The organism is Bradyrhizobium sp. CER78, from assembly GCF_029846235.1.
In the GTDB taxonomy this organism is placed as follows: Bacteria; Pseudomonadota; Alphaproteobacteria; order Rhizobiales; family Xanthobacteraceae; genus Bradyrhizobium.
The window spans coordinates 82,465-104,316 of record NZ_JARVWP010000024.1; the positions used below are offsets into that span (position 1 = coordinate 82,465).

At 64.6% G+C, this 21,852-nt stretch carries 23 protein-coding genes; 11 read left to right on the forward strand and 12 right to left on the reverse strand.

Annotated elements, in window-relative coordinates:
- The first annotated feature begins 50 nt into the window (after positions 1 to 50).
- Positions 51 to 878: an SDR family NAD(P)-dependent oxidoreductase gene (locus QDT69_RS33905; RefSeq protein ID WP_279710816.1), complete on the forward strand. Its 828-nt coding sequence runs from the start codon at positions 51 to 53 to the stop codon at positions 876 to 878.
- On the opposite strand, the gene QDT69_RS33910 is transcribed toward QDT69_RS33905, so the two are convergent.
- A complete protein-coding gene (locus QDT69_RS33910) occupies positions 856 to 2,310 on the reverse strand; it encodes a PLP-dependent aminotransferase family protein (RefSeq protein WP_279710817.1) in 1,455 nt (484 codons plus the stop codon). The two genes, QDT69_RS33905 and QDT69_RS33910, sit on opposite strands and share 23 nt — an antisense overlap.
- 88 nt (positions 2,311 to 2,398) lie before the next feature.
- On the opposite strand from QDT69_RS33910, the gene QDT69_RS33915 reads away from it, so the two are divergent.
- Positions 2,399 to 2,812, forward strand: a complete 414-nt coding sequence (locus QDT69_RS33915) for a cupin domain-containing protein (protein WP_279710818.1) — start codon at positions 2,399 to 2,401, stop codon at positions 2,810 to 2,812.
- On the forward strand, positions 2,809 to 3,276 hold the full coding sequence (locus QDT69_RS33920) for a carboxymuconolactone decarboxylase family protein (RefSeq protein ID WP_279710819.1): 468 nt from the start codon (positions 2,809 to 2,811) through the stop codon (positions 3,274 to 3,276). Before QDT69_RS33915 ends, QDT69_RS33920 begins: the two co-directional genes overlap by 4 nt.
- A gap of 25 nt (positions 3,277 to 3,301) precedes the next feature.
- Here QDT69_RS33920 and QDT69_RS33925 read toward each other — a convergent pair whose 3' ends face one another.
- The 5 genes from QDT69_RS33925 to QDT69_RS33945 form a co-directional block, all read right to left on the reverse strand.
- A complete protein-coding gene (locus QDT69_RS33925; protein WP_279710820.1) occupies positions 3,302 to 4,219 on the reverse strand; it encodes a DMT family transporter in 918 nt (305 codons plus the stop codon).
- Between the two features lie 129 nt (positions 4,220 to 4,348).
- Positions 4,349 to 4,894 carry a GrpB family protein gene (locus QDT69_RS33930; RefSeq protein WP_279710821.1) on the reverse strand — a complete coding sequence of 182 codons (546 nt, stop codon included), beginning with the start codon at positions 4,892 to 4,894 and terminating at the stop codon, positions 4,349 to 4,351.
- A 57-nt stretch (positions 4,895 to 4,951) separates the two neighbouring features.
- A complete protein-coding gene (locus QDT69_RS33935) occupies positions 4,952 to 5,548 on the reverse strand; it encodes a DUF2889 domain-containing protein (RefSeq protein ID WP_279710822.1) in 597 nt (198 codons plus the stop codon).
- Between the two features lie 198 nt (positions 5,549 to 5,746).
- A complete protein-coding gene (locus tag QDT69_RS33940) occupies positions 5,747 to 7,303 on the reverse strand; it encodes a long-chain fatty acid--CoA ligase (RefSeq protein WP_279710823.1) in 1,557 nt (518 codons plus the stop codon).
- Positions 7,233 to 8,030: a TetR/AcrR family transcriptional regulator gene (locus QDT69_RS33945; protein WP_279710824.1), complete on the reverse strand. Its 798-nt coding sequence runs from the start codon at positions 8,028 to 8,030 to the stop codon at positions 7,233 to 7,235. Before QDT69_RS33945 ends, QDT69_RS33940 begins: the two co-directional genes overlap by 71 nt.
- A gap of 110 nt (positions 8,031 to 8,140) precedes the next feature.
- On the opposite strand from QDT69_RS33945, the gene QDT69_RS33950 reads away from it, so the two are divergent.
- The 5 genes from QDT69_RS33950 (at position 8,141) to QDT69_RS33970 (ending at position 12,359) form a co-directional block, all read left to right on the forward strand.
- Positions 8,141 to 9,325, forward strand: coding sequence for a lipid-transfer protein (locus QDT69_RS33950; RefSeq protein WP_279710825.1), 1,185 nt, complete (start codon positions 8,141 to 8,143; stop codon positions 9,323 to 9,325).
- A 7-nt stretch (positions 9,326 to 9,332) separates the two neighbouring features.
- The gene (locus QDT69_RS33955) at positions 9,333 to 9,764 is read left to right on the forward strand and encodes a MaoC family dehydratase N-terminal domain-containing protein (RefSeq protein WP_279710826.1); all 432 of its coding nucleotides are present in this window, start codon (positions 9,333 to 9,335) and stop codon (positions 9,762 to 9,764) included.
- Positions 9,761 to 10,168, forward strand: a complete 408-nt coding sequence (locus QDT69_RS33960) for a MaoC family dehydratase (RefSeq protein WP_279710827.1) — start codon at positions 9,761 to 9,763, stop codon at positions 10,166 to 10,168. Before QDT69_RS33955 ends, QDT69_RS33960 begins: the two co-directional genes overlap by 4 nt.
- An 8-nt stretch (positions 10,169 to 10,176) precedes the next feature.
- Complete coding sequence (locus tag QDT69_RS33965) at positions 10,177 to 11,004, forward strand: SDR family oxidoreductase (RefSeq protein WP_279710828.1); 828 nt, start codon at positions 10,177 to 10,179, stop codon at positions 11,002 to 11,004.
- A 209-nt stretch (positions 11,005 to 11,213) separates the two neighbouring features.
- On the forward strand, positions 11,214 to 12,359 hold the full coding sequence (locus QDT69_RS33970; protein WP_279710829.1) for an acyl-CoA dehydrogenase family protein: 1,146 nt from the start codon (positions 11,214 to 11,216) through the stop codon (positions 12,357 to 12,359).
- 115 nt (positions 12,360 to 12,474) lie between these two features.
- Here QDT69_RS33970 and QDT69_RS33975 read toward each other — a convergent pair whose 3' ends face one another.
- Both QDT69_RS33975 and QDT69_RS33980 read right to left on the reverse strand, forming a co-directional pair.
- A complete protein-coding gene (locus QDT69_RS33975) occupies positions 12,475 to 13,965 on the reverse strand; it encodes a methyl-accepting chemotaxis protein (RefSeq protein WP_279710830.1) in 1,491 nt (496 codons plus the stop codon).
- A 193-nt stretch (positions 13,966 to 14,158) separates the two neighbouring features.
- Positions 14,159 to 14,635, reverse strand: a complete 477-nt coding sequence (locus QDT69_RS33980) for a hypothetical protein (RefSeq protein ID WP_279710831.1) — start codon at positions 14,633 to 14,635, stop codon at positions 14,159 to 14,161.
- A gap of 136 nt (positions 14,636 to 14,771) precedes the next feature.
- Between QDT69_RS33980 and QDT69_RS33985 the strand changes: the two genes are divergently transcribed.
- Positions 14,772 to 16,433, forward strand: coding sequence for a thiamine pyrophosphate-binding protein (locus QDT69_RS33985; protein WP_279710832.1), 1,662 nt, complete (start codon positions 14,772 to 14,774; stop codon positions 16,431 to 16,433).
- On the forward strand, positions 16,433 to 17,704 hold the full coding sequence (locus tag QDT69_RS33990; RefSeq protein WP_279710833.1) for an FAD-dependent oxidoreductase: 1,272 nt from the start codon (positions 16,433 to 16,435) through the stop codon (positions 17,702 to 17,704). The genes QDT69_RS33985 and QDT69_RS33990 overlap by 1 nt, the downstream gene beginning before the upstream one ends.
- A gap of 9 nt (positions 17,705 to 17,713) precedes the next feature.
- On the opposite strand, the gene QDT69_RS33995 is transcribed toward QDT69_RS33990, so the two are convergent.
- Positions 17,714 to 17,947 carry a hypothetical protein gene (locus tag QDT69_RS33995; RefSeq protein ID WP_279710834.1) on the reverse strand — a complete coding sequence of 78 codons (234 nt, stop codon included), beginning with the start codon at positions 17,945 to 17,947 and terminating at the stop codon, positions 17,714 to 17,716.
- A gap of 324 nt (positions 17,948 to 18,271) precedes the next feature.
- On the opposite strand from QDT69_RS33995, the gene QDT69_RS34000 reads away from it, so the two are divergent.
- On the forward strand, positions 18,272 to 18,643 hold the full coding sequence (locus QDT69_RS34000) for an avidin/streptavidin family protein (protein ID WP_279710835.1): 372 nt from the start codon (positions 18,272 to 18,274) through the stop codon (positions 18,641 to 18,643).
- A 6-nt stretch (positions 18,644 to 18,649) separates the two neighbouring features.
- Here QDT69_RS34000 and QDT69_RS34005 read toward each other — a convergent pair whose 3' ends face one another.
- The 3 genes from QDT69_RS34005 to QDT69_RS34015 form a co-directional block, all read right to left on the reverse strand.
- Complete coding sequence (locus QDT69_RS34005; RefSeq protein WP_279710836.1) at positions 18,650 to 18,838, reverse strand: hypothetical protein; 189 nt, start codon at positions 18,836 to 18,838, stop codon at positions 18,650 to 18,652.
- Between the two features lie 138 nt (positions 18,839 to 18,976).
- Positions 18,977 to 20,938: a PAS domain S-box protein gene (locus tag QDT69_RS34010; protein ID WP_279710837.1), complete on the reverse strand. Its 1,962-nt coding sequence runs from the start codon at positions 20,936 to 20,938 to the stop codon at positions 18,977 to 18,979.
- Between the two features lie 676 nt (positions 20,939 to 21,614).
- Positions 21,615 to 21,852: hypothetical protein (locus QDT69_RS34015; protein ID WP_279710838.1), on the reverse strand; the 238-nt coding region annotated here is incomplete at its 5' end.

Sequence of the window (21,852 nt, forward strand, 5' to 3'; positions counted from 1 at the left end):
GTATTTATCCTTGGTGGCTGCGCTGGGCGAGCGATCGAAAGGCAAGTTCGATGAACATGGCAGGCAAGACGGTGCTGATCACCGGTTCCACCGATGGCGTCGGCCGCTACGTCGCGCTGAAGCTGGCGGCTGCCGGCGCCCGGGTCCTGATCCATGGCCGCGATACGCAGAGGGCGCAGACCCTCGCCGACGAGATCAAGCGGGCCAGCGGCCGCGAGCCGATGTTCTATCAGGCCGATCTTTCCTCGCTCGCCGAGGTCCGCGAGTTCGCCCAGCTGGTGCTCGACGATCAGGAGCGCCTCGATGTATTCGTGAGCAACGCCGGCATCGGCTCGCAGAACGAGGGGCCGGCGCGGCAGACCAGCAAGGACGGCTATGAGCTGCGCTTTGCCGTCAACTATCTCGCCGGCTTCCTGCTCGCGCACCTTCTGCTGCCTCGGCTGAAGGCGAGCGCGCCGGCGCGCATCGTCAATGTCGCCTCGGTCGGCCAGCACCCGATCGATTTCGACGACGTGATGATCACGAAGAACTACAGCGGCGGCCGCGCCTATGCGCAGAGCAAGCTGTCGCAGATCATGTTCACCATCGACCTTGCCGCCGAGCTGGAAGGCACCGGCGTCACCGTCAACGCGCTGCACCCGGCGACCTACATGAACACCACGATGGTGCGCGCCAGCGGCGTCACGCCGATCTCGACCGTCGAGCAGGGCGGCGATGCCATCCTGCGTCTCATCCAGGGCGAAGACGTCGCCGGCCAAAGCGGGCTGTTCTTCGACGGCAAGCGCAAGGCCCGCGCCCATGCGCAGGCCTATGACGCCGAGGCGCGCCAGCGGCTGCGGACGTTGAGCTTCGCCCTTACGGGTCTGCGGGCTTCCTGACGCGGCGCGCCACGGGCGCGCCTTGTGTACGACCTTGGCCGCGGATCGCCTCGAACAGACGCTTGCATGCGGCGGGAACGCCGCGATCCGGCACCGTTGCGATGCCGAGCAGCAGGCCGGGCTGCGTTCGCTTCGGTGAGAGATACCAGGGCGAGAGCGGGGCGGGCGCAAGCCCGTGCGCCAGCACCCGCCGCGCGATCTCGACATCGGAGGTCTTGTCCGGCAGCGTCAGCATCACGGCGAGGCCGGCAACCCGGACGTCGTTGCTCCACGGCCGCAGCGCTGATGTCAACGCGTCGCGGTTGTCGCAATAGGCCCGCTTGGTTCGCCTGAGATGGCGGATGTAGTGGCCATCGCGCATGAACTCTGCGGTCGAGAGCTGCACGGCAGGTCCGGGGGCAGGAACGAGGCAGGTCGCGACATCGGCGAACTGCGCGGCCAATGGCTCGGGCGCAACCAGGAAGCCAAGCCGCAGCGTCGGCGAGATCGTCTTGCTGAAGGAGCCGAGATGGATCACGCGGCCGGCGCGATCGAGCGAGGCGAGCGCGGGCGCGGCGCGGCCATCGAGCTGCAATTCGCCGAGATAGTCGTCCTCGATGATCCAGCCGCCGGTTTGCGCCGCCCAGTCGAGCAGCTGTGCGCGGCGCTTCTCCGACAATGGCGGGCCGAGCGGCGCCTGCTGTCCCGGCGTCACCACCGCCAGCGCGGCGTCCGGCGCGTGCCTGAGGCCATGGTCGACATCGACGCCGCTGCCGTCGACAGGGATCGGGACCAGCTCGAGCCGAGCGAGCTCGAGCCCCTTTCGGGTCAGAGGAAATCCCGGATCTTCCATCCATGCGCGGCGGCCTTCGAGGCCGAGCACGCGCAGCGCGAGGCCAAGGCCGCCGCTGAAGCCTGACGTGATGACGATCTGCGCGGGCGAGCATTCGAGCCCGCGCGCGATTGCCAGATGCGCCGCGATCTCCCGCCGCAACTCGAGCTCGCCGCGCGGATCGGTGGTGCGGGCCACCGCGCTCAATTCCGCCCGCACGGCGCGCGCGCGGATCCGCGCCAATAGCTTGGCGGGCACTGAGTCCTGCGCCGGCACGCCCATCCGGAAGATGCCTTCACCGGTGAGGTCCCTGAACATCTCCACGACCGAGCCGGGTGCGACCGGTGTGTCGGGCTTGGCGGCTTTCCTTGGCCGTTCCGCAACGGTGGTCCCGTTCGCCTTCGACGACACGATGTGCTGGGCGTCCGACAGTCTGTCGTAGGCCGCCCGCACCGTGCCGCGCGCGACGCCGAGCTGGGCGGCGAGGTCGAGCCACGACGGCAGCCGGGCGCCCGGCACCAGCACGCCATTGTCGATCGCGGTCATGATCGCCTTGCTGATCTGCTCCGAGAGTGGCGTTTTGGCCGAGCGGTCGAGCGCGATGGGAAGCGGCTTTGGCATGGCTCGTGGTACACCAATTCGGTTCATTCTTGGTGCTTCTTTTCGGACCCCCGTGCCCGCATCTAACGGTCAGCAACGGAGGCACGAGATGAAGACCCTATTGACGACTTTGCTGGCCTGCGCCGCAGTTGCGACCCCCGCTATGGCGATGGAATCTGTGACGCCGAAATTCGAGCATGTGATCCCGAACATTCCCGGCAAGTCGCTGGTCGCGGCCGAGGTCGACTTCGCGCCGGGCGAGCCCTCGGCGCCGCACCATCACGCCAAGTCGGGCTTTCTCTATGTCTACGTCCTCCAGGGCGCGATCGAGAGCCAGGTGGAAGGCGAGGCCGCGCCGCACATTTATCGCGCGGGAGACAGCTTCTTCGAGCTGCCGGGCGCGCACCACATACTCGGACGCAACGCCAGCGCGACTGAGCCGGCGAAGCTGCTCGCGGTGTTCGTCGTCGACAGCAACGACAAGGCGCTGACCGTCTACGACAAGGAAGGGCAGAAGCAATGAGCATGCGCATCGACTACAACAAAGTCGCGCCCGCGGGCATCAAGGCGCTCGGCGGCGTCTATGGCTATCTCACGCAATGTGGACTTTCCGCGCAGCTGGTCGAGCTGGTCTATCTGCGGATCTCGCAGATCAACGGCTGTGCCTATTGCCTCGACATGCACACGCGCTCGCTTCTGAAGATGGGCGTCAGGACCGAGAAGCTGGCGCTGCTGCAGGTCTGGCGCGAGGCGGAGGCGCTGTTCGACGCCGAGGAGCGTGCCGCGCTGGCCTGGGCCGAAACGGTTACGCGCGTCGCGGAGACCGCGATCCCGGACGAGGATTACCGGGCTGCGCGCGCGGTGTTCGACGAGAAGCAGCTGGTCGACCTGACCATCGCGATCGGTTTGATGAACACCTACAACCGGATCGCAATCGGTTTCCGCAACCCGCCGCAGGCCGTGGCCGAACATGCCGCCGCGGCGTGATTGGGTCGGCCGCGCGGCGCGTGTGCTAACTTTGGCGTTGCGCGAGATAGAATCCGGCCAACACGGTGACCAGCCCCGCCGCCTGCAGCGTGGTTGGTGGCTCGCCAATCAATAGCCACCCCAACAGCAGGGTCAGCACCGGTACGGTCGCAGGAAAGACCGCAGCGCGGGCAACGCCGAGCTGCTGGATCGACAGCGCGAACAGATACATGGCTGCGGGGCCGGCCAGGACGCCCTGGGCGACCGCTTGCAGCGCATTCTCGTTCAGCCCGATGGCCGCATCGCGAGCCAGTCCTCCCGATGCGGCGTAGAGTGGAAACAGCGAGAGCGACAGCACGCTGATGACCGTGGCCACCGAAAACGCCGACACCCGCCAATAGCGCACCAGCGTGGCGAAGCCTGCGAACATCAGTCCGGTCGTGACGAAGATCAAATCGCCCATCACGGCGCTCGATCCCATATGGCCGATCGACTCGCTGCCGATCACCGCAAGCCCGGCCACGATGGCCACGGCGCCGGCGACGCGCGAGAGTGAGATCGATTCCTTCAACAGGACGACCGCGAGAAACAGTCCGCCCAGGGTCGCGCAGGAAGGCTGGATCACGCTGCCGTGCCCCAGAGGCACGAACATGAAGCCAGTATAGCTGATCAGCGACATCACCGGCCCGCCGAGCACCATCAGCGCCATGCCACGGCGCCACCCGATGCCGCCGAGATCCTTCAGACCGGCGCGCAGAACCAGCGGAGTGAAGACGATGCCCGACCACAGGAAACGATGCATCAGGAGGTCGACGGGCGTGAACCCGACCTTCAGGCCGTGCCGGGTCGCGACGAAGCCGAGCGCCCAGCAAAGCGCTGCGCCGAGGCCAGTTGCGACCCCGAGCAGTATGGCTTTCGTGTCTGGAAGGGCTGCGGCCTTGGCGCCGGCCGTATGTTCGCTCATGCCGGACGACTACGTGAGCTCACAGCGTGGATCAACCCATTGCGATGCAGGGCTGCGTGGCGCAGTGGCCGATTGCAAAGACCCATGTCGGGCGACGAGCGTGTACAGGTGCCGGGGACCGCTTGTGCTTTAATCTCGTGCTGCGCGCCATGTAAGGGCCTTGGCCGTTGTCTCCTGGATGAAAGCGGTTTTGCCGTTTCGATAGGCCCCGATGTTGTCCTTTGACGAAGCAGCAAGGCCCCGCTTGATGTCGGCGTAGGCGCGGGCCGCCTCGGGGTGTGCGCGAAGATAGTCGCGAAACACCACCAACGCCTCCCAACGCGGATGCGACGGCTCCGTCACGTGCAGATGGTGGGTCCACGGACCCGGAGGCCCCTTGCGGAAGAACAGTTCACCGGGCAGCCACGACGCGTAGTCCGGCATGTAGATATAGCCAAGCGCCTCAAGCGGCGCGATGCATCGTTGCTTGGCCTCTTCGAGGCTCGGCACGCCAACCAAGAGGTCGATGATCGGCTTCGACGGGAGACCCGGCACGGCCGTGCTGCCGACATGCTCAATGGCCAACGCGAATACGCCGAGCGCCTGTGCGATCCGCGCGCGCTCCTGCGCGAACAAGACGGGCCAGTTGGGGTCATAGTCGGAGACGACGATCGACCCCGCGCCGTATTTCTCCACGCTCACCTCCTGATCGTCCGTTCACAGACTATCACGCGGGCGGTGGCCGGGCATCACTCACGAATCCTGCTTCACCTCGACAGGCTTTTTCGCGAACTGCGGAAAGGTCTCGGCGACGACGGGTCCATCCAGCCGCCATGAATAGCAGCCGCCGACGAAGAACGGCGGCTCGGTGACGTCGCGCTGGTGATCGAGCGCGCCGCGGCCCTGTGGGTCCTTGCCCGAGGTCGCGGTCTGGAACAGCGTCGTCACCGCAGGACCCAAGAGCTCGGCGAGATGGGTGCAAGTCTCCAGCCTGCCGATCTTGCTGCGGACCAGCTCGCGCCAGCCCTTGCCGATGCGTTCGCCGACCAGCCGCTGTAGGATGCCTTCGACGTCGAGGCAGGACGGGTAGGGCGTCGAGGCCATATTGGTGCCGGTCTCGCGGATCGTGAAACTGTCATCGACCGCAAGCCGCAGCCGGATATCGTGCACGGGATCCTCGGGCTGCTGCAGGCCGCGATGCTTGTCCTGCCGCGCATAGGGCTTGGTGTCGACCAGCCGCGCCTCGACCTCCCACAGCCCGTCGTCGCGGAGATAGCCGAGACATTCGACGGAGCGGCGGTGCATCAGGCGGCGGGGCTTGCCGTCGGCATTGGTATCAGGTGCGGACATCGGAACTCGCTGGATTGAATCTGAATCGATCCAATCGGCCGCAAGCTGCGATGTCAACGGGCGCGGCAGAATGGTGTTATGAGACGTCGTCATTCCGGGGCGGTCCGCAGGACCGAACCCGGAATCTCGAGATTCCGGGTCTGGTCCTTCGGACCATCCCGGAATGACGGTGGCGCATGTACCTTGGTGCCGCGCGCCTCAGCCCACCCGCCGCTCGCGGTTCTCCCAATACGGCTTGCGCAGCTCGCGCTTCAGGATCTTGCCGGCGCCGGAGAGCGGCAGCGGGGTCGAGGTGATGTCGACGCTGCGAGGGCACTTGTAGCCGGCGATCAGCGCCTTGCAGTGCTCCATCAGTTCGTCCGGCGTGGCGCTGGCGCCACTCTTCATCACCACGACGGCGTGGACCTGCTCGCCCCAGCGTTCGCTCGGGATGCCGATCACGGCGCATTGCGCCACCGATGGGTGCTGGGCGAGGGCGTTCTCGACCTCGGCCGAATAGACGTTCTCGCCGCCGGAGATGATCATGTCCTTGACGCGATCGACAACGTAGACGAAGCCGTCTTCGTCCATGTAGCCGCCGTCGCCGGTGTGCATCCAGCCGTCGATCACGGCGCGCGCGGTCTCCTCCGGGCGCTCCCAATAGCCCATCATCACCATATCGCCGCGCACCGCGATCTCGCCGACGGTGCCGAGCGGCACCACTTGATCCAAAGCGTCGACGATCTTCACTTCGGCGCCGAGGGTGGCGCGACCTGCGCCGCGGTGCCGGCCCTTGGCGCGGCCGTCGCCGATATGCTCCTTCCAGTGCAGCAGCGTCGCGATCGGCGACAGCTCGGTCATGCCATAGGCCTGGGTGAACTCGACATGCGGCAGCGCCTTCATGGCGCGCATCAGCACGGCGTCGCTGATCACGGAGGCGCCGTAGGAGATCCGCTTCAGCGACGACAGGTCGTAATTGCCGAGCGTCGGATGATCGACGAACATCTGGATCATCGTCGGCACCAGCAGCACGTCGGTGATGCGCTCCTTTTGCACGGCGGCGGCGACGCCGTCCGGCGTGAAGCTCTGGATCACGACATTGGAGCCGCCCGACAGCAGCACCGAATACATCGCCGCGCCGTTGGCGAGATGGAACATCGGCGCCGCGTGCAGGTAGATCGTGCTGCTGGGCCACAGGCCTTCGCCGAGGGCGTTCAGCGCATTGGCCATCAGATTGCCGTGGCTCAGCATCACGCCCTTGGAGCGGCCGGTGGTGCCGCCGGTGTAGAAGATGCCGGCGAGATCGTCGCGCGTGCGCATCGCGTCCGCCATCGGCTCGCTGCGCGCGATCAGCGTCTCGTAATTCTCCATCCCGGCGGGTGTCTCGCCCTCGTCGGCATAGATCAGCTTCAGGCCGGGAATGGCGCTTGCCAGCGTCGTGCCCACCGCTGCAAACGCCTTGTCGACGAACAGGATGGTTGCGCGGCAGTCGCGCAGCGCATCCTCGTTCTCGATCGGCGACCAGCGGATGTTGAGCGGTACGATCACGGCACCGGCCCAGCCGACGGCGAGGTATAGTTCGAGATAGCGGTCGGAATTCAGCGACAGGATCGCGACGCGGTCGCCGTCCTTGGCTCCCAGTCCGCGGATGGCGGCGGCGAGGCGGGCGACGCGGGTGCCGACCTCGCGCCAGTTGCGCCGCCGCTCACCGCAGACGACCGCGAGCCCGTTTGGATTGACCTGCAGCGCGCGCCGCAGTCCGTGTGTGATGTTCACTCTCGTCCTCCCTTGGTGCGTTTCCGTTGCGAGGCGGTTTGTCCGCCTTCTCTGCAGCCGGAACGGCTGCTTTCTGCGCTGTCTTGCGCGTTGCTGTCGTGGCGATCCCCTCGGTGAGGCGGATCGCGAACTCCTCGGCGACGGCGCGCCCGGTCATCTCACCGCCGGGCTGGAACCAGTGTCCGATCCAATTCAGCGAGCCTGCGATCGCGAACGCCGCGAGCTTCGCGTCGCACGGTTTCACCGAACCGTCCTCAACGCCCTGCGCGATATAGTCGCGGAAGGCGCGGTCGATGTGTCGCTTGGCCGTCTGCACGATCTTGCGGTTGTCCTCGCTGAGATCGCGGAGGTCGAAGCGGACCAGGCTCTTGCCGTAGTCCTCGGTCATCAGCTCGGCATAGCGGACGATCAGCTTGCGTAGCTTGCTGAGGCCGCTGCCGGTGCTTGCCGAGGTCTCGGCGATGCAGTCATCGACCAACTCATTACCGATCGACCAGCATTCGTAGAGGATCTCGTCCTTGCCGCGAAAGTAATTGTACAGCGCCGGCTTGGTGATGTTGAGCTGCCTGGCGACCTCGTTCAGCGTGGCGCCGTGGTAGCCCTGTTCCAGGAATAGGGCTACGGCCGTGCGCAGCACCGCCTCGCGCTTCTCGTCGCGGGCGCGGCGCCGGCTCTCGAAGGGCAGCCAGGGGGATTGGCTGGAGGAGGGGATGTGACCGTCGTCCATGTCTTGAAGCCGGTGTCGTGGAGCCGTTGCCGCATTGACTCTGCGTGGTGGCCCGTATATTACCCATGGGTAACAAATAGTCCAGTGGGTAATTTTCGGGAGGACACGCGATGACGTCACGCACCTATGTTGCCGGGGTCGGCATGATCCCGTTCGTCAAGCCCGGCGCCAATGCGCCGTATCACGTGATGGGCGCCGAGGCGACGAAGCTCGCGCTCGCCGATGCCGGTCTCGACTATGGCCGTGTCCAGCAGGCCTATGTCGGCTACGTCTATGGCGACTCCACCTGCGGCCAGCGCGCGCTCTATCCGGTGGGCATGACCGGCATCCCGATCATCAACGTCAACAACAATTGCTCGACCGGCTCGACCGCGCTGTTCCTGGCGCGGCAGGCGATCGAGTCCGGTGCGGCCGATTGCGTGATGGCGCTCGGCTTCGAGCAGATGAAGCCCGGCGCGCTGGGGGCCGTGTTCACCGATCGCCCGAGCGCGTTCGACGATTTCGACGCCGCGGCCGACAAGCTGGTCGACGCGCCCGGCGTGCCGCTGGCGCTGCGCTATTTCGGCGGTGCCGGCCTCAGCCACATGAAGAAATACGGCACGCCGCTCTCTGCCTTCGCCAAAGTGCGCGCCAAGGCAAGCCGCCATGCCAAGAACAATCCGCTGGCGCTGTTCCGCAAGGAAGTCACCGCCGACGACGTGATGAACGACCAGGTGATCTGGCCCGGCGTGATGACGCGGCTGATGGCGTGCCCGCCGACCTGCGGCGGCGCTGCCGCGATCCTGGTCTCGGAGAAATTCGCCGACCAGCACGGCCTCAACAAGCAGGTGCGCATCGCGGCGCAGGCGATGACGACGGACACTCCGTCGACCTTCGGTGCGTCAGACATGATGCAGGTGGTCGGCTACGACATGGCGCGCGATGCCGCGAACAAGGTCTATGAGGCCGCCGGCATTGGCCCTGCGGATCTCGACGTCGTCGAGCTGCACGACTGCTTCGCCCACAACGAGCTGATCACCTATGAGGGGCTCGGCCTGTGCGGTGTGGGCGAGGCGGCGAAATTCATCGACGACGGCGACAACAGCTATGGCGGCCGGATCGTGACCAACCCGTCCGGCGGCTTGCTGTCGAAGGGCCACCCGCTCGGCGCCACCGGGCTTGCGCAATGCTACGAACTGACTCGGCAGCTGCGCGGCGCCGCGGCGGCGACGCAGGTGGAGGGCGCGCGGCTCGGCTTGCAGCACAATCTCGGTCTCGGCGGCGCCTGCGTCGTCACGCTCTACGAACGCGCCTGAGGCTGCCATGGTCGATCAATCCGCTGTCGGGCGTGCGTTCACGCCCGTGACCGCGCGCGTCGAGCCGGGACGCCTGCGCTTCTTCCTCAAAACGCTCGGCGAGACCAACCCGGTGTATCATGAGGGGGAGGCGGCGCCGGTGCCGCCGACCTACCTGTTCTGCCTCGAGATGATGGACGCGACCGATGGGCTCGAGTTCCTGACCGCGCTCGACATCGATCTTGCCCGCGTGCTGCACGGCGAGCAGCGCTTCGATTATCACGCGCCCGTTGTTGTGGGTGACACCCTGACCTTCCATCCGCGTGTCAGCAGCGTGACCGACAAGAAGGGTGGCGCGATGACGCTGATCGTGGTCGACACGCCGGTCACCAACCAGAACGGCGTCCATGTCGCCGATGTCTCGCGCACCATCGTGGTGCGCAATGCGAGGCCGTCATGAGCAGCAGCGTTCCCTCGGTCGGCGACATCATCGTCCACAAGGAATTTCCACCGATCACCCGGCATCGTCTGGCGCTGTATTGCGGCGCCTCCGGTGATCACAACCCGATCCATGTCGATATCGACTTCGCGAAAGCGGCCGGCTTTCCCGACGTGTTCGCGCACGGCATGCTTGTGATGGGCTATCTCGGCCAGGCCCTGACGGACGCGGTCGCGCCGTCGCGCATCCGCTCGTTTTCGACCCGCTTTGCCGCGATTACCCAGCTCGGCGCGAAGCTGACCTGCGAAGGCACGGTGACCGAGTTGATCGAGCAGGGCGGTGAGCAGCGCGCAAAACTCGCGCTCACCACCAAGGACCAGAACGGCGAGATCAAGCTCGCCGGCGAAGCCATTATCGCGCTGTAGGAGAGATCATGTCGAAACTGCAAGGAAAGGTCGCGCTCGTCTCCGGATCGGGCCGCGGCATCGGGCGCGCGATTGCGCTGAAGCTTGCGAGCGAGGGCGCGCGCGTCGTGGTCAACGACCTCGATGCCGAGCCGGGCAACGCCGTCGCCGCGGAGATCAAGGCCGCGGGCGGCGAAGCCATCGCGGTCAATGGCAGCGTGACCGAGGCCGGCTTTGCCGATCGCTTCGTAGGTAGCGCCATCGAGCAGTTCGGCGGCCTCGACATCATCGTCAACAATGCCGGCTACACCTGGGATTCGACGATCCAAAAGATGACCGATGAGCAATTCCAGGCGATGCTCGACGTCCATCTGGTTGCGCCGTTCCGCATCATGCGCGCGGCGTCCGAGCCGATCAGGGTGATGGCGAAGAAGGAGGCCGAGGCGGGACGCGAGGTGTTCCGCAAGGTCGTCAACATCTCCTCGATCGCCGGCCTCTACGGCAATGCCGGGCAGGCGAGCTATTCCTCCGCGAAAGCCTCGCTGATCGGGCTGACGCGGACGATGTGCAAGGAGTGGGGCCGCTACAAGGTCAACGTCAATTGCGTGGCGTTCGGCCTGATCAACACCCGCCTGACCCAGCCGATCGAAACCCAGCAGAAGACCATCGACGTCGCCGGCCGCGACATCAAGGTCGGCGTGCAGCCGCAGATGCTGGAGGCGATGGGCCGCATGATCCCGCTCGGCCGCGGCGGCACGCCGGAGGAGGCGGCGGATGCGGTCTATCTGTTCTGCGCGCCGGAATCGAACTACATCAGCGGCCAGGTGATCGTCGCCGGCGGCGGTCTTTTGATCTAGTCTGCCTGCGTCTTTGTAGCTGACGTGGTACTTAGTCCCGTCATTGCGAGGAGCGACAGCGACGAAGCAATCCATCGGTCCGCATATGCGGTGCAATGGATTGCTTCGCGGAGCCTGTCATCGGGCGCGCGTTCGCGCGACCCGTTGGCTCGCAATGACGGCGATGGGGTCGTCGTACGTCGGTAGAAGTGATTTACTGAGAGGACCACATGCACTACCGATCGTCCTGGATGACCGAGGAGCTGGACACGTTCCGTGACCAGTTCCGCAAATTCCTCGCCAAGGACCTGGCGCCGCACGCCGAGACCTGGCGCGCGCAGAAGCTGGTCGACCGCTCCGCCTGGCGCGCGCTCGGCGAGATGGGTGCGCTGTTGCCGAGCGTGCCCGAGGCCTATGGCGGCCTCGGGACGACCTTCGCCTATGACGCGGCGGTGCTCGACGACCTCGAGAGCACCGTGCCGGAATTGACCACCGGTGTCTCGGTGCACAGCGCGATCGTCGCGCATTACATCCTCAACTATGGCTCGGAGGAGCAGAAAAAGCGCTGGCTGCCGAAGATGGCGTCGGGCGAGATGGTCGGCGCCATCGCGATGACCGAGCCCGGCACCGGCTCCGATTTGCAAAGCATCAAGACCACAGCCAAAAAGCAGGGCAATTCCTACGTCATCAACGGCCAGAAGACTTTTATCACCAACGGCCAGGCCGCCGACCTCGTGATCGTCGTCGCGCGCACTGGTGCGCCGGGCGCCAAGGGCATCTCACTGATCGTCGTCGAGACCGCCGGTGCCGAGGGCTACCGGCGCGGGCGCAACCTCGACAAGATCGGCCTGCATGCGTCAGACACCTCGGAGCTGTTCTTCGACAATGTCACGGTGCCGCCGGAGAACCTGCTCGGCAATGAGGAGGGCGACGGCTTCGTGCAGTTGATGCAGCAATTGCCGCAGGAGCGGCTTTCGCTGGCGATCGGCGCCGTCGCCTCGATGGAGCGTGCGGTCAGGATCACCGCCGAATACACCAAGGAGCGCACCGCGTTCGGCAAGCCGCTGATCGAATTCCAGAACACGGCGTTCACGCTCGCCGAGCGCAAGACCGAGGCGATGATCGCCCGCGTGTTCGTCGACTGGTGCGTCGAGCGGCTGGTCGCCGGCGACCTCGACACCGTGACGGCGTCGATGGCGAAATGGTGGTGCTCGCAGAAGCAGGTCGAGACCGCCGACGAATGCCTGCAACTGCACGGCGGCTACGGCTACATGCAGGAATATCCGATCTCGCGGATGTTCATCGATTCCCGCATCCAGAAGATCTATGGCGGCACCAACGAGATCATGAAGGTGTTGATCGCGCGCTCGCTGTAATCGTTCTTCGCCGTCATTCCGGGGCGATGCGTGAGCATCGAACCCGGAATCTCGAAGTTGCCGCTCGAGATTCCGGGTTCATGCTTCGCATGCCCCGGAATGACGCAGGGCCGCACTACATCGCCCGCACGTTCTTGAGGAATTTGTCGACTTGAACTTCCAGCTCGGAAGCGTTGCTGGCGAGTTCTCCGGAGGCCGCCAGGACGTTCTCGGCGGCCTTGCTGGCATCGTCGATCGCCTTGGTGGTTCCGTTGATGTTTGCGGTGACCTCCTTGGTGGCCGCGGCCTGTTCCTCGACGGCGCTGGCGATCACGGTCGAGATCTCGCTGATCTGGACGATGACTTGCGAGATCGCCTTCAGCGCGGTGGCGGTGTTGCCGGTCGCCGTCTGCATCTCGTTGATCTGCGCCGAAATGTCCTCGGTGGCCTTGGCGGTCTGGTTGGCCAGCGCCTTCACCTCGGATGCCACCACGGCAAAGCCGCGTCCGGCCTCGCCGGCGCGCGCGGACTCGATCGTCGCGTTGAGCGCAAGCAGATTGGTCTGGCCGGCGATCTGGCTGATCAAAGCGACGACGTCGCCGATCTTCTGCGCCATGGTCACGAGGCCCGCCACCCGCTTGTCGGACTTCTCCGCTTCCTCGACCGCCATGCGGGCGATGCGGCTCGCCTCGGACACCTGGCGGCTGATCTCGTTGACCGAGGACGACAGCTCTTCGGATGCGGACGCCGCGCTCGCCGAGCGCTGATTGACGAATTCCGCGGTTGTGGTCAGCGACCGCGCCGTACCCTGCATCTGCGTCGAGGCCGACGCCAGCATGCCCGCAAGTCCCTTTACGTTCGTCTCGAAATCGTCCGCCAGCTTGACGTTGCCGGTGACCACCGACCAGCTCAGCATCGCGCCGGTATAATTGCCGCGCTTGTCGGTCAGCCCGGAGACCCTGAGGTCGAGCGTTTCCGGGCCGAGCTTGATCTTTGCTGCGTGCGGCAGGTTCTTGGGATCGCCGACGATGCGGCGCTGATGCGCCGGGTTCTTGTGGAAGATGTCGAACGAATTGCCGAGGATCTGGTCCGGCCGCACCGGAAGCAAATGCTTCACCGTGTCGAGCGTCTTGAGGCTGGTCTGGTTGATGTAGGTGATGTTGAAATCGGCGTCGCACATCATGATGTTGATCGGCATGTTGTCGAGCATCTGCAACAGCCGCTCGGTCTGGGTTTCAAGCCGCGCCTTCTCGGTCGCGAGCTCCCAGGTCAGCATCGGCCCGGTGTAGCGGCCGCGCGAGTTGGTCATCGCCGTCACGGTGAGATCGAGCGTCTCGCCGCCGATGGTGATGCGCGCCTTGTGCGGCAGGTTCTTCGGATCGGACAGCAGCCGGCGCTGATGCTGCGGGTTCTTGTGAAAGATATCGATCGACTGACCGATCAGCGCGTCGACCTTCACCGGCAGCACATGCTCGATCTTCTTCAGATTCTGCCGCGTCGACTCGTTGATGTAGGTGATCCTGAAATTGTCCAGCTCGCAGAGCATGACACTGATCGGCATGTCGTCGAACAGCCGATATGAGCTATCCGAGCCGACCACGCTTGCGACACTCTTCATCCCCAACATGCATTGCCTCCAGCATTGATATCAATTGGTGAACTGAAAAACGCTGCACCTGATCGGCAACAGAAAACGTTCCGCCGCCGCGTAACGGGCAGGTGCGATACACGATTTGCAATTTCTGACTGCATGAAACGGTAGGCGATTCGAGTTCCATCCAGAAGTGCATGCAATGAGCTGTGCGTGATCGCGCAAGGCATCACGCGTGGTGCATGCAATGAACGCTGCCGAAATCGACGCGCAGCACGTCGATTTGCTGCGAAATTGGCGCGATCTCGTGGAGAAGCTGCGAAGTGACCTCGCGTCGCACCGTAGTCTTACGGGAACAACCGCGCGCGCACTTAATGTTTGTTAGTGTGCATTTGACGGAAAGTGTATGCAGATTGTGCCACGCTGTGGTCACGCGCGCCGCAAAGTGCATCGTGCCAATCGTCTCGCGTTGTCGTCGCGCGCCTTGGTACTGACGGTGCAGTTCGCGGATCGTCTTCTCGCTCGCACACTGCTGCATCGCAGATAGAGCCATTGAAAGAAGCTCGCGCAGGTTGATCCGGGCGCCGCACGATGTGTCTGTCGATCGCAGGACGATGACGACTGGCTTGCGCGCCGGCCGGGTCGCCGCGATCCAGCCGGCGATCGTCCGCTCTGCGGAAATCGACGACGAAACGACGTTGCCCATTGCCTATCGCATGGCTTGACGCCGCTGCGGCCTCGCGACGCGGCTTCGGCCTTGCACCATATTCCGGTCTATCATACCCCCGTCGGACCACGATCCGCGCCGAGCCAATGCGCGGCACTAGCCGCAGGGAGCCCTCATGACCAAAAGCAATGCCCGCACCGGAGGCCAGATCCTGATCGACCAGCTGATCGCGCAAGGCGTGGAGCGCGTCACCTGCGTGCCGGGCGAGAGCTATCTGGCGGCGCTCGACGCGCTGCATGACAGCCCGATCGACGTCGTGATCTGCCGCGCCGAGGGTGGCGCGGCGATGATGGCGGAGGCCTATGGCAAGCTCACCGGACGTCCCGGCATCTGCTTCGTCACGCGTGGCCCGGGCTCGACCAACGCCGCCCATGGCGTGCACATCGCGATGCAGGATTCGACCCCGATGATCCTGTTCGTCGGCCAGGTCGACACCGGCATGCGCGAGCGCGAGGCGTTCCAGGAGCTCGACTACAAGGCGGTGTTCGGCACCATGGCGAAATGGGCGGTCGAGATCGATCGTCCCGACCGCATTCCGGAGCTGGTCGCGCGCGCCTTCCGCGTCGCGCTGCAAGGCCGTCCCGGTCCGGTCGTGATCTCGCTGCCGGAGAACATGCTAACGGAGACCGCGGCCGTCGCCGACGCGCCGAAGGTCGAGCCTGCGGCGACCTGGCCGGCGCCCTCGGATCTCGAACGGCTCGGCGCGATGCTCGCATCCGCCAAGGCGCCGATCGTGGTGCTCGGTGGCTCGGGCTGGACTGCAGAGGCTGCGAAGGGCATCGCGCGTTTTGCCGAGCGCTTTGATCTCCCGGTCGCAACTTCGTTCCGCCGCGCCTCGCTGATCGACGCCGATCACTCGCATTATGCCGGCGATCTCGGCATCGGCCCGAGCCCGAAACTGAAAGACCGCATCACCGGCGCCGACGTCATTCTTTTGATCGGCGGCCGCATGTCGGAGATGCCGTCGTCGTCCTACACGCTGCTCGACATTCCCACACCGAGCCAGAAGCTGATCCACGTCCATCCCGGCTCCGAAGAGCTCGGCCGCGTCTACCAGCCGGCACTGGCGATCCAGGCGACGCCCGCAGCCTTCGCCGCCGCGGTTGAGACCATGAAGCCCGCGGCCGCGCCCGCCTGGAAGGGCGAGGCGGCGAAGGCGCACGCGGATTATCTGGCCTGGACCGGCAAGCCGCGCGAGCTGCCGGGCAATTTCCAATATGGCGAGGTCGTGACCTGGCTGCGTGATCGCCTGCCGAAGGATGCGATCGTCTGCAACGGTGCCGGCAACTACGCCGGCTGGATTCATCGCCACCATCGCTTCCACAGCTTCGCGGCGCAGCTGGCGCCGACCTCGGGCTCGATGGGCTATGGCGTGCCGGCGGCCGTGATGGCCAAGCGGCATCATCCGGATCGCGTCGTCGTCGCCTTCGCCGGCGACGGCTGCTTTCTGATGAACGGACAGGAGTTCGCCACCGCCGTGCAGTACGACGCGCCGCTGATCGTCGTGGTCATCGACAACGCGCAATACGGCACCATCCGCATGCATCAGGAGCGCGATTATCCCGGCCGCGTCGTCGGCACCCAGCTCAAGAATCCGGACTTCGCGTTGTACGCCAAGGCGTTTGGCGGCCATGGCGAGCGGGTCGAGCGCACCGAGGATTTCGCGCCCGCCTTCGAGCGTGCGCTGGCCTCCGGCAAGCCGGCGATCCTGCACTGCCTGGTCGATCAGCGCGCGCTGTCGGTCGGCAAGGATTTTGTCCCAGAGGCTAATCGCTGATGCCGCAATCGGCCGGCCGTCACGTTGCGATCATCGGCGCCGGCGCGGTCGGCGTGATCTCAGCCATCGAGGCGCTGCGTTGTGGCCACCGCGTCACGCTGATCGATCCTGGCGAGCCCGGCGGTCAGCAGGCGGCGAGCTACGGCAATGCCGGCTGGCTGTCGTCGCATTCGGTGATCCCGCCGGCTGAACCCGGCACCTGGAAGAAGCTGCCGGGCTATCTGATGGACCCGCTCGGGCCGCTCGCGATCCGCTGGTCCTATCTGCCGAAGGCCTTGCCGTGGCTCATCAAGTATCTGCTGTCGAGCTGGACCGAGGCGCAGGTCGAAGCCACCGCGCGGGCAATGCGCGATCTGCTCAAGGACGCGCCGCTGCTGCACCGGCAACTCGCCGAGGAAGCCGGCGTCCCCGAGCTGATCGAGCGGCGCGGGGTGATGCACGTGTTTCCCTCGCGCGCGCCCTTTGACAAAGATCTCGGCTGGCGCATCCGCAAGCGCGTCGGCATCGAATGGCTGGAGCTCGATGAAGACGAGATGCGTCAGCGCGAGCCCGATCTGCATCCGCGCTACAAGTTCGGCGTCGTGGTGGAAGAGGCCGGACGCTGCCGCGATCCCGGCGCCTATGTCGCGGCGCTCGCCGCGCATGCGCTTGCGAACGGCGCCGAACGCGTCGCCGCCAAGGCCACAGGCCTCAGGCTTACCGGCGACAGGCTCGTTGCCGTGGTCACCGAGAACGGCGAGATCGCCTGCGATGCGGCGGTCGTCGCCGCCGGTGCGCGCTCCAAGCAGCTGACCGCATCGATCGGCGATCGGCTGCCGCTGGAAACCGAGCGCGGCTATCACGTCATGATCGAGAGCCCGGAATCCGGACCGCGCAATTCGATGATGGCCTCGGACGCCAAGATGGTCGTCAACTGGACCGACAAGGGCCTGCGCGCCGCCGGCACGGTGGAGATCGCCGGGCTCGACGCCGAGCCGAACTGGCAGCGCGCCGAGATCCTGCGCGAGCATCTCTTCAGCATGTTCCCGAAGCTGCCGAGGGATATCCCGCCATCGCGCATCAAGACCTGGTTCGGCCATCGCCCGAGCATGCCCGACGGACGCCCCTGCATCGGCCACAGCCGCGCCTCGCGCGACGTGGTCTATGCGTTTGGCCACGGCCATGTCGGCCTGGTCGGCTCGGCCCGCACCGGCCGGCTGGTCGCGCAATTGCTCAGCGGCGAGATGCCGGAGATCCCGCTTCAGCCGTTCGCGCCGTCGCGATTTTTGTAGGAAGAAACCTCAGCTCTCGCCAGCCCACGCCGTGATCGCCGCCGGCGCGATCACGCGCCGTGGCATGTGCGGATTGATCGTGCCGGCGCTGACGTCCTGGGTCTGAACGAGCAGGGTGCGCGCGAACGCCTTGGCATCCTGCTCGGTCGTGAAGGTGCGGGTCTGGCGCGCGAAGCGGTGGTGTCCGGCGTCGGGATCTCTCAGCGCGAACGAGACGTACCAGATGGCCTTGTCCATCTTCATTGCGCGTCTCTGGCGGCAGTGGTCCGCCCGCGCGACCGGGACGTCTTGCTGGATGCTGGAGATGCAATTTGTGCCAAATGAAAGATCCTGAAGTGCAACAGATGCCGGCTGATTTCCCCGGCGGGTAGGCGCGCTTCGCCACGCATATCGGAGCTAGCAGTATATTACCGTTCAACCGGCGGGCGAATGACAATACGCCGACGCCACGGTGGTTCCAATCGGCCGATTGCTGCACCAGATGTTGGCATCCCACCGGAACATCGATTTCCTCCATGTGTTGTCCGCTCTTTCGGGGCCGAGAGCCTGCGGTGACGGGAGGCCGAGATGACGTGGGTCGGCAAGTGGCAGAACCAGTATGGATCGATCGTCGAAATCACCAGCGAGGCGGATGGCCGCATCGAGGGGACCTTTCGTAGCGCGCTTGCCGATAGCGGCTTTTACGGTCAGACGGTCCCGATCGTCGGCGTCCACCAGGACAATTGCATCGGCTTTTCGTCGGTCGGGTCTTCGGCGGCGGGCGATCGTGTCGTCTCCTATGCAGGTTTGCTTCGCGACGGGAAAATGGAAACGGCGTGGTTCGTGGTGTCGGACAAGGCGCTGGTTGCAGCCGGGGAGGGTGAACCGGCGACACTGAAGCCGTTGAACTGGTGGCGAGCGGTCACGACAAGCATCGATACCTTTGAACGGGTGATGTAGCGCCGATTAGGTGGTTTCGCCCTCCCTGCGCGCCGTGGCAACGGTGCTTTCGATTTCCGCGGCGAGGGCACTCAGCTGCTCGGCAAGCTTGCTGAACAGCTCGCGCTTTCGGACATCCGTTGCCAGGTCGCGGATCAACGCGCACTCCGCCGCGTCGGTGCGAAGCTTTTCGAGATGCGTCAGCATGTCCTGCATTTCTGGTCCCCGAATGCGGCTTCCAACGGTAAGGTGGCATGGAAGCCTGCGACAATAACCTGTGATAATTTTCCGCCGGACCTCAAGCGGAGACAATGGCAAGATGGGTATCGCTGCATTCCACGCATCCTGCGAATACTACCGGCGATCGAGTATCTCGCGGACCCGCAAGGCAAGCTTGGCCTGTGAGACCGGCTTCTCCAGGAGATCGACGCCCTGGTCCAGCCTGCCATGGTGGATGACTGCGTTTTGCGAATAGCCCGTCATGTACAGAATCTTCAGTCCCGGCCGCATCTCTGCAGCACGTTTCCCGAGTTCGCGACCGTTCATGCCCGGCATCACCACGTCGGTCAGAACGAGGTCGATATGCGGCTGGTCCTGCAGCAGGATGGTCAACGCGGCCTGCGCGCTCCCCGCCGTCAGAACACGATAATTCAGCTCGCGCAGCAGCTCACTGACATAGGTGCGAAGATCCTCGTCGTCTTCAACGACCAGGACCGTCTCGACCTTGTTCGATTCAGCCTCGGCGATCGGTTCGTCGATCTCCTCCTGCTCCACGGCGGGGCCACGGTGGCGGGGGAAGTACATCTTGATGTTGGTGCCGTAACCGAGCTCGCTGTAGATCTTGATATGGCCACCCGACTGCTTCACGAAGCCGTATACTTGACTGAGGCCGAGACCCGTGCCCTGTCCGGTTTCCTTGGTCGTGAAGAACGGCTCGAATGCGTGGTCCAGCGTGTCCCGGCTCATGCCGAGGCCTGTGTCCGTTACGCTGATCACCACATATTGCCCGGGATTGAGTTCAGGATTTCGCAGGCAATACTCATAGTCCGCAGATACGTTGACCGCCTCGATCGTCAGTTTGCCGCCGTCCGGCATCGCATCGCGCGCATTGATCGCAAGGTTGAGCATGGCAGATTCGAGATGGTTCGGGTCCGCTTCAATCTGCCAGAGCCCGGCGCTGCCGACCGTCTGAACCTCGACGCGCTCGCCAAGGGTCCGTTGCAGAAAGTCCTGCAGCCCGTTGAGGAAGTTGTTCAGCTCGATCGGTTTCGGGGCAAGAGCCTGTCGCCGCGAAAAGGCGAGCAGGCGGCTGGTCAGGCTCGCTGCACGCTGGGCGCCGCGTTTCGCATGGGATAAGGCGCGCTGAAAATTGGCGTTGCTGGCAAGCTGCCTGGCGTGCCGCTCCATCGTTTCCAAATTGCCGATCACGATCATCAGCAGATTATTGAAATCGTGCGCGACGCCTCCGCTGAGCTGTCCGACAGCCTCGAGCTTTTGCGAGGCAAGCAATTGATCCTGGATCTTGGCCAACGCCTCCTGCGCGTTGCGCCGTTCGGTGATGTCGCGGGTAATTTTGGCAAACCCGATCAGTGCACCGCTTTCGTCCGCGATCCGGTCGATGACGACCGACGCCCAGAACTTCGAGCCGTCTTTGCGTACACGCCATCCTTCGGCTTCGAACCGACCGCTTTGCGCGGCTTGCTCGAGCGCGAGTTGAGGCTTCCGATTTGCGCGATCCTCCTCCGTGTAGAACTGCGAGAAGTGCCGGCCGATGATTTCCTCCGGCGCGTACCCCTTGATCCGTTCAGCGCCCGGATTCCAGGTGACGACGGAGCCCTTCGCGTCGAGCTGGAAAATGGCATAGTCAACCACCGCTTCGATCAGTCGGCGATAGCGCCGTTCGCTCTCTATGAGGGCCTGGCCTGCTTCCTGACGCTCGGTGATGTCGCGTGTGACCTTGGCGAATCCGATCAGCGATCCCTTGTGATCCCGCACAGCCTCGATCACCACGGTCGCCCAAAAGCGGCTTCCATCCTTGCGCACGCGCCAGCCTTCCGAGCTAAATCGTCCTTGCTCGGTGGCAATCGCCAACGCCTTCAGCGGCAATCCGGCGGCTTGATCTTCGGGCGTATAGAAGATCGACAAAGGACGCCCGATGATCTCGTCGGCGGTATATCCCTTCATTCGGGTCGCGCCGGAATTCCAGCTCGCGATCGTGCCGTCAGGATCGACCAGATAAATCGCGTAGTCGACGATCGCGTCGATCAGCAGTTGAAGCCGTTGACTGTCTGTGAAGCCAGTTGCGTTTGAATGCATTCGCGCACAACACCCAAATGAGCCGCCCCCTCGATGCAATCGGATGACGTAGGCGGTAACGTCAGCATATTGAACTCGTTCCCGGCCGCAATAGCCTGCAGATTAGGAACCAATCGGAGGGTCCTGCGCTCGAGCCGAATGAACTGCAATTCATCAATGCGCGGAATTGCCCGAAGAGACTGGGCAAGAATGGGACCGCTTACCCATCCTTCGATTGTTCGGACCGCTGTTGCCCATGCGACACGACGGGCAACTCAGTCAAAACCTGTCAATCCGACCCGGCAAAAATATTTCGATTTATCAGAAGTGAAACTCGGTGTATGGTTTGTCCGTCTCGCCCGATCGAGGGGCGCTTCGCGATCGTCACGAACGCGGGTCGAGATGCGGTGGACGCCGATTGCGCAACTGACGAGTGCGCATGATGCGGACGGTGAAGTCGTGTGGTCCTGACGCCCTAGTGGTAGGTGTCTCTCGAATTGCGCGGTGCGCGGTGCGCGTTGCGGAGACGGTGACAACAAAACCCAGTCTCGCCGGGGAGAGCACGAAGTAAGCCGTAGCCCATCGCGCAGGGAAAGCCGGGTTGTCTCCGGTTACACCTGTGGTCCTGCCCCCGTGCTTTCTACCTTTGCACGGGGCCCATGGGTGCGATCGGCACCCGGCTTTCCCTGCGCCCTCTTCAAGAGAGGGCGGGAAGACAAGCAAGGCTCGGACAATTCATGTCGCGAGAACGCGAAACTGCGTCTCCATTCTCGCTGTCATCGCCCGGCTCGACCGGGCGATCCAGCCCGCCGCGGCCTTTCGACTCAAGCACTGCGGCCTCTGGAATACTGGAACACCCGCTTTCGCGGGTGATGACACCGCGTGTTGACATCTTGAATCGAGAGCCATCCCCATCGTCGTCCTGGCGAAAGCCC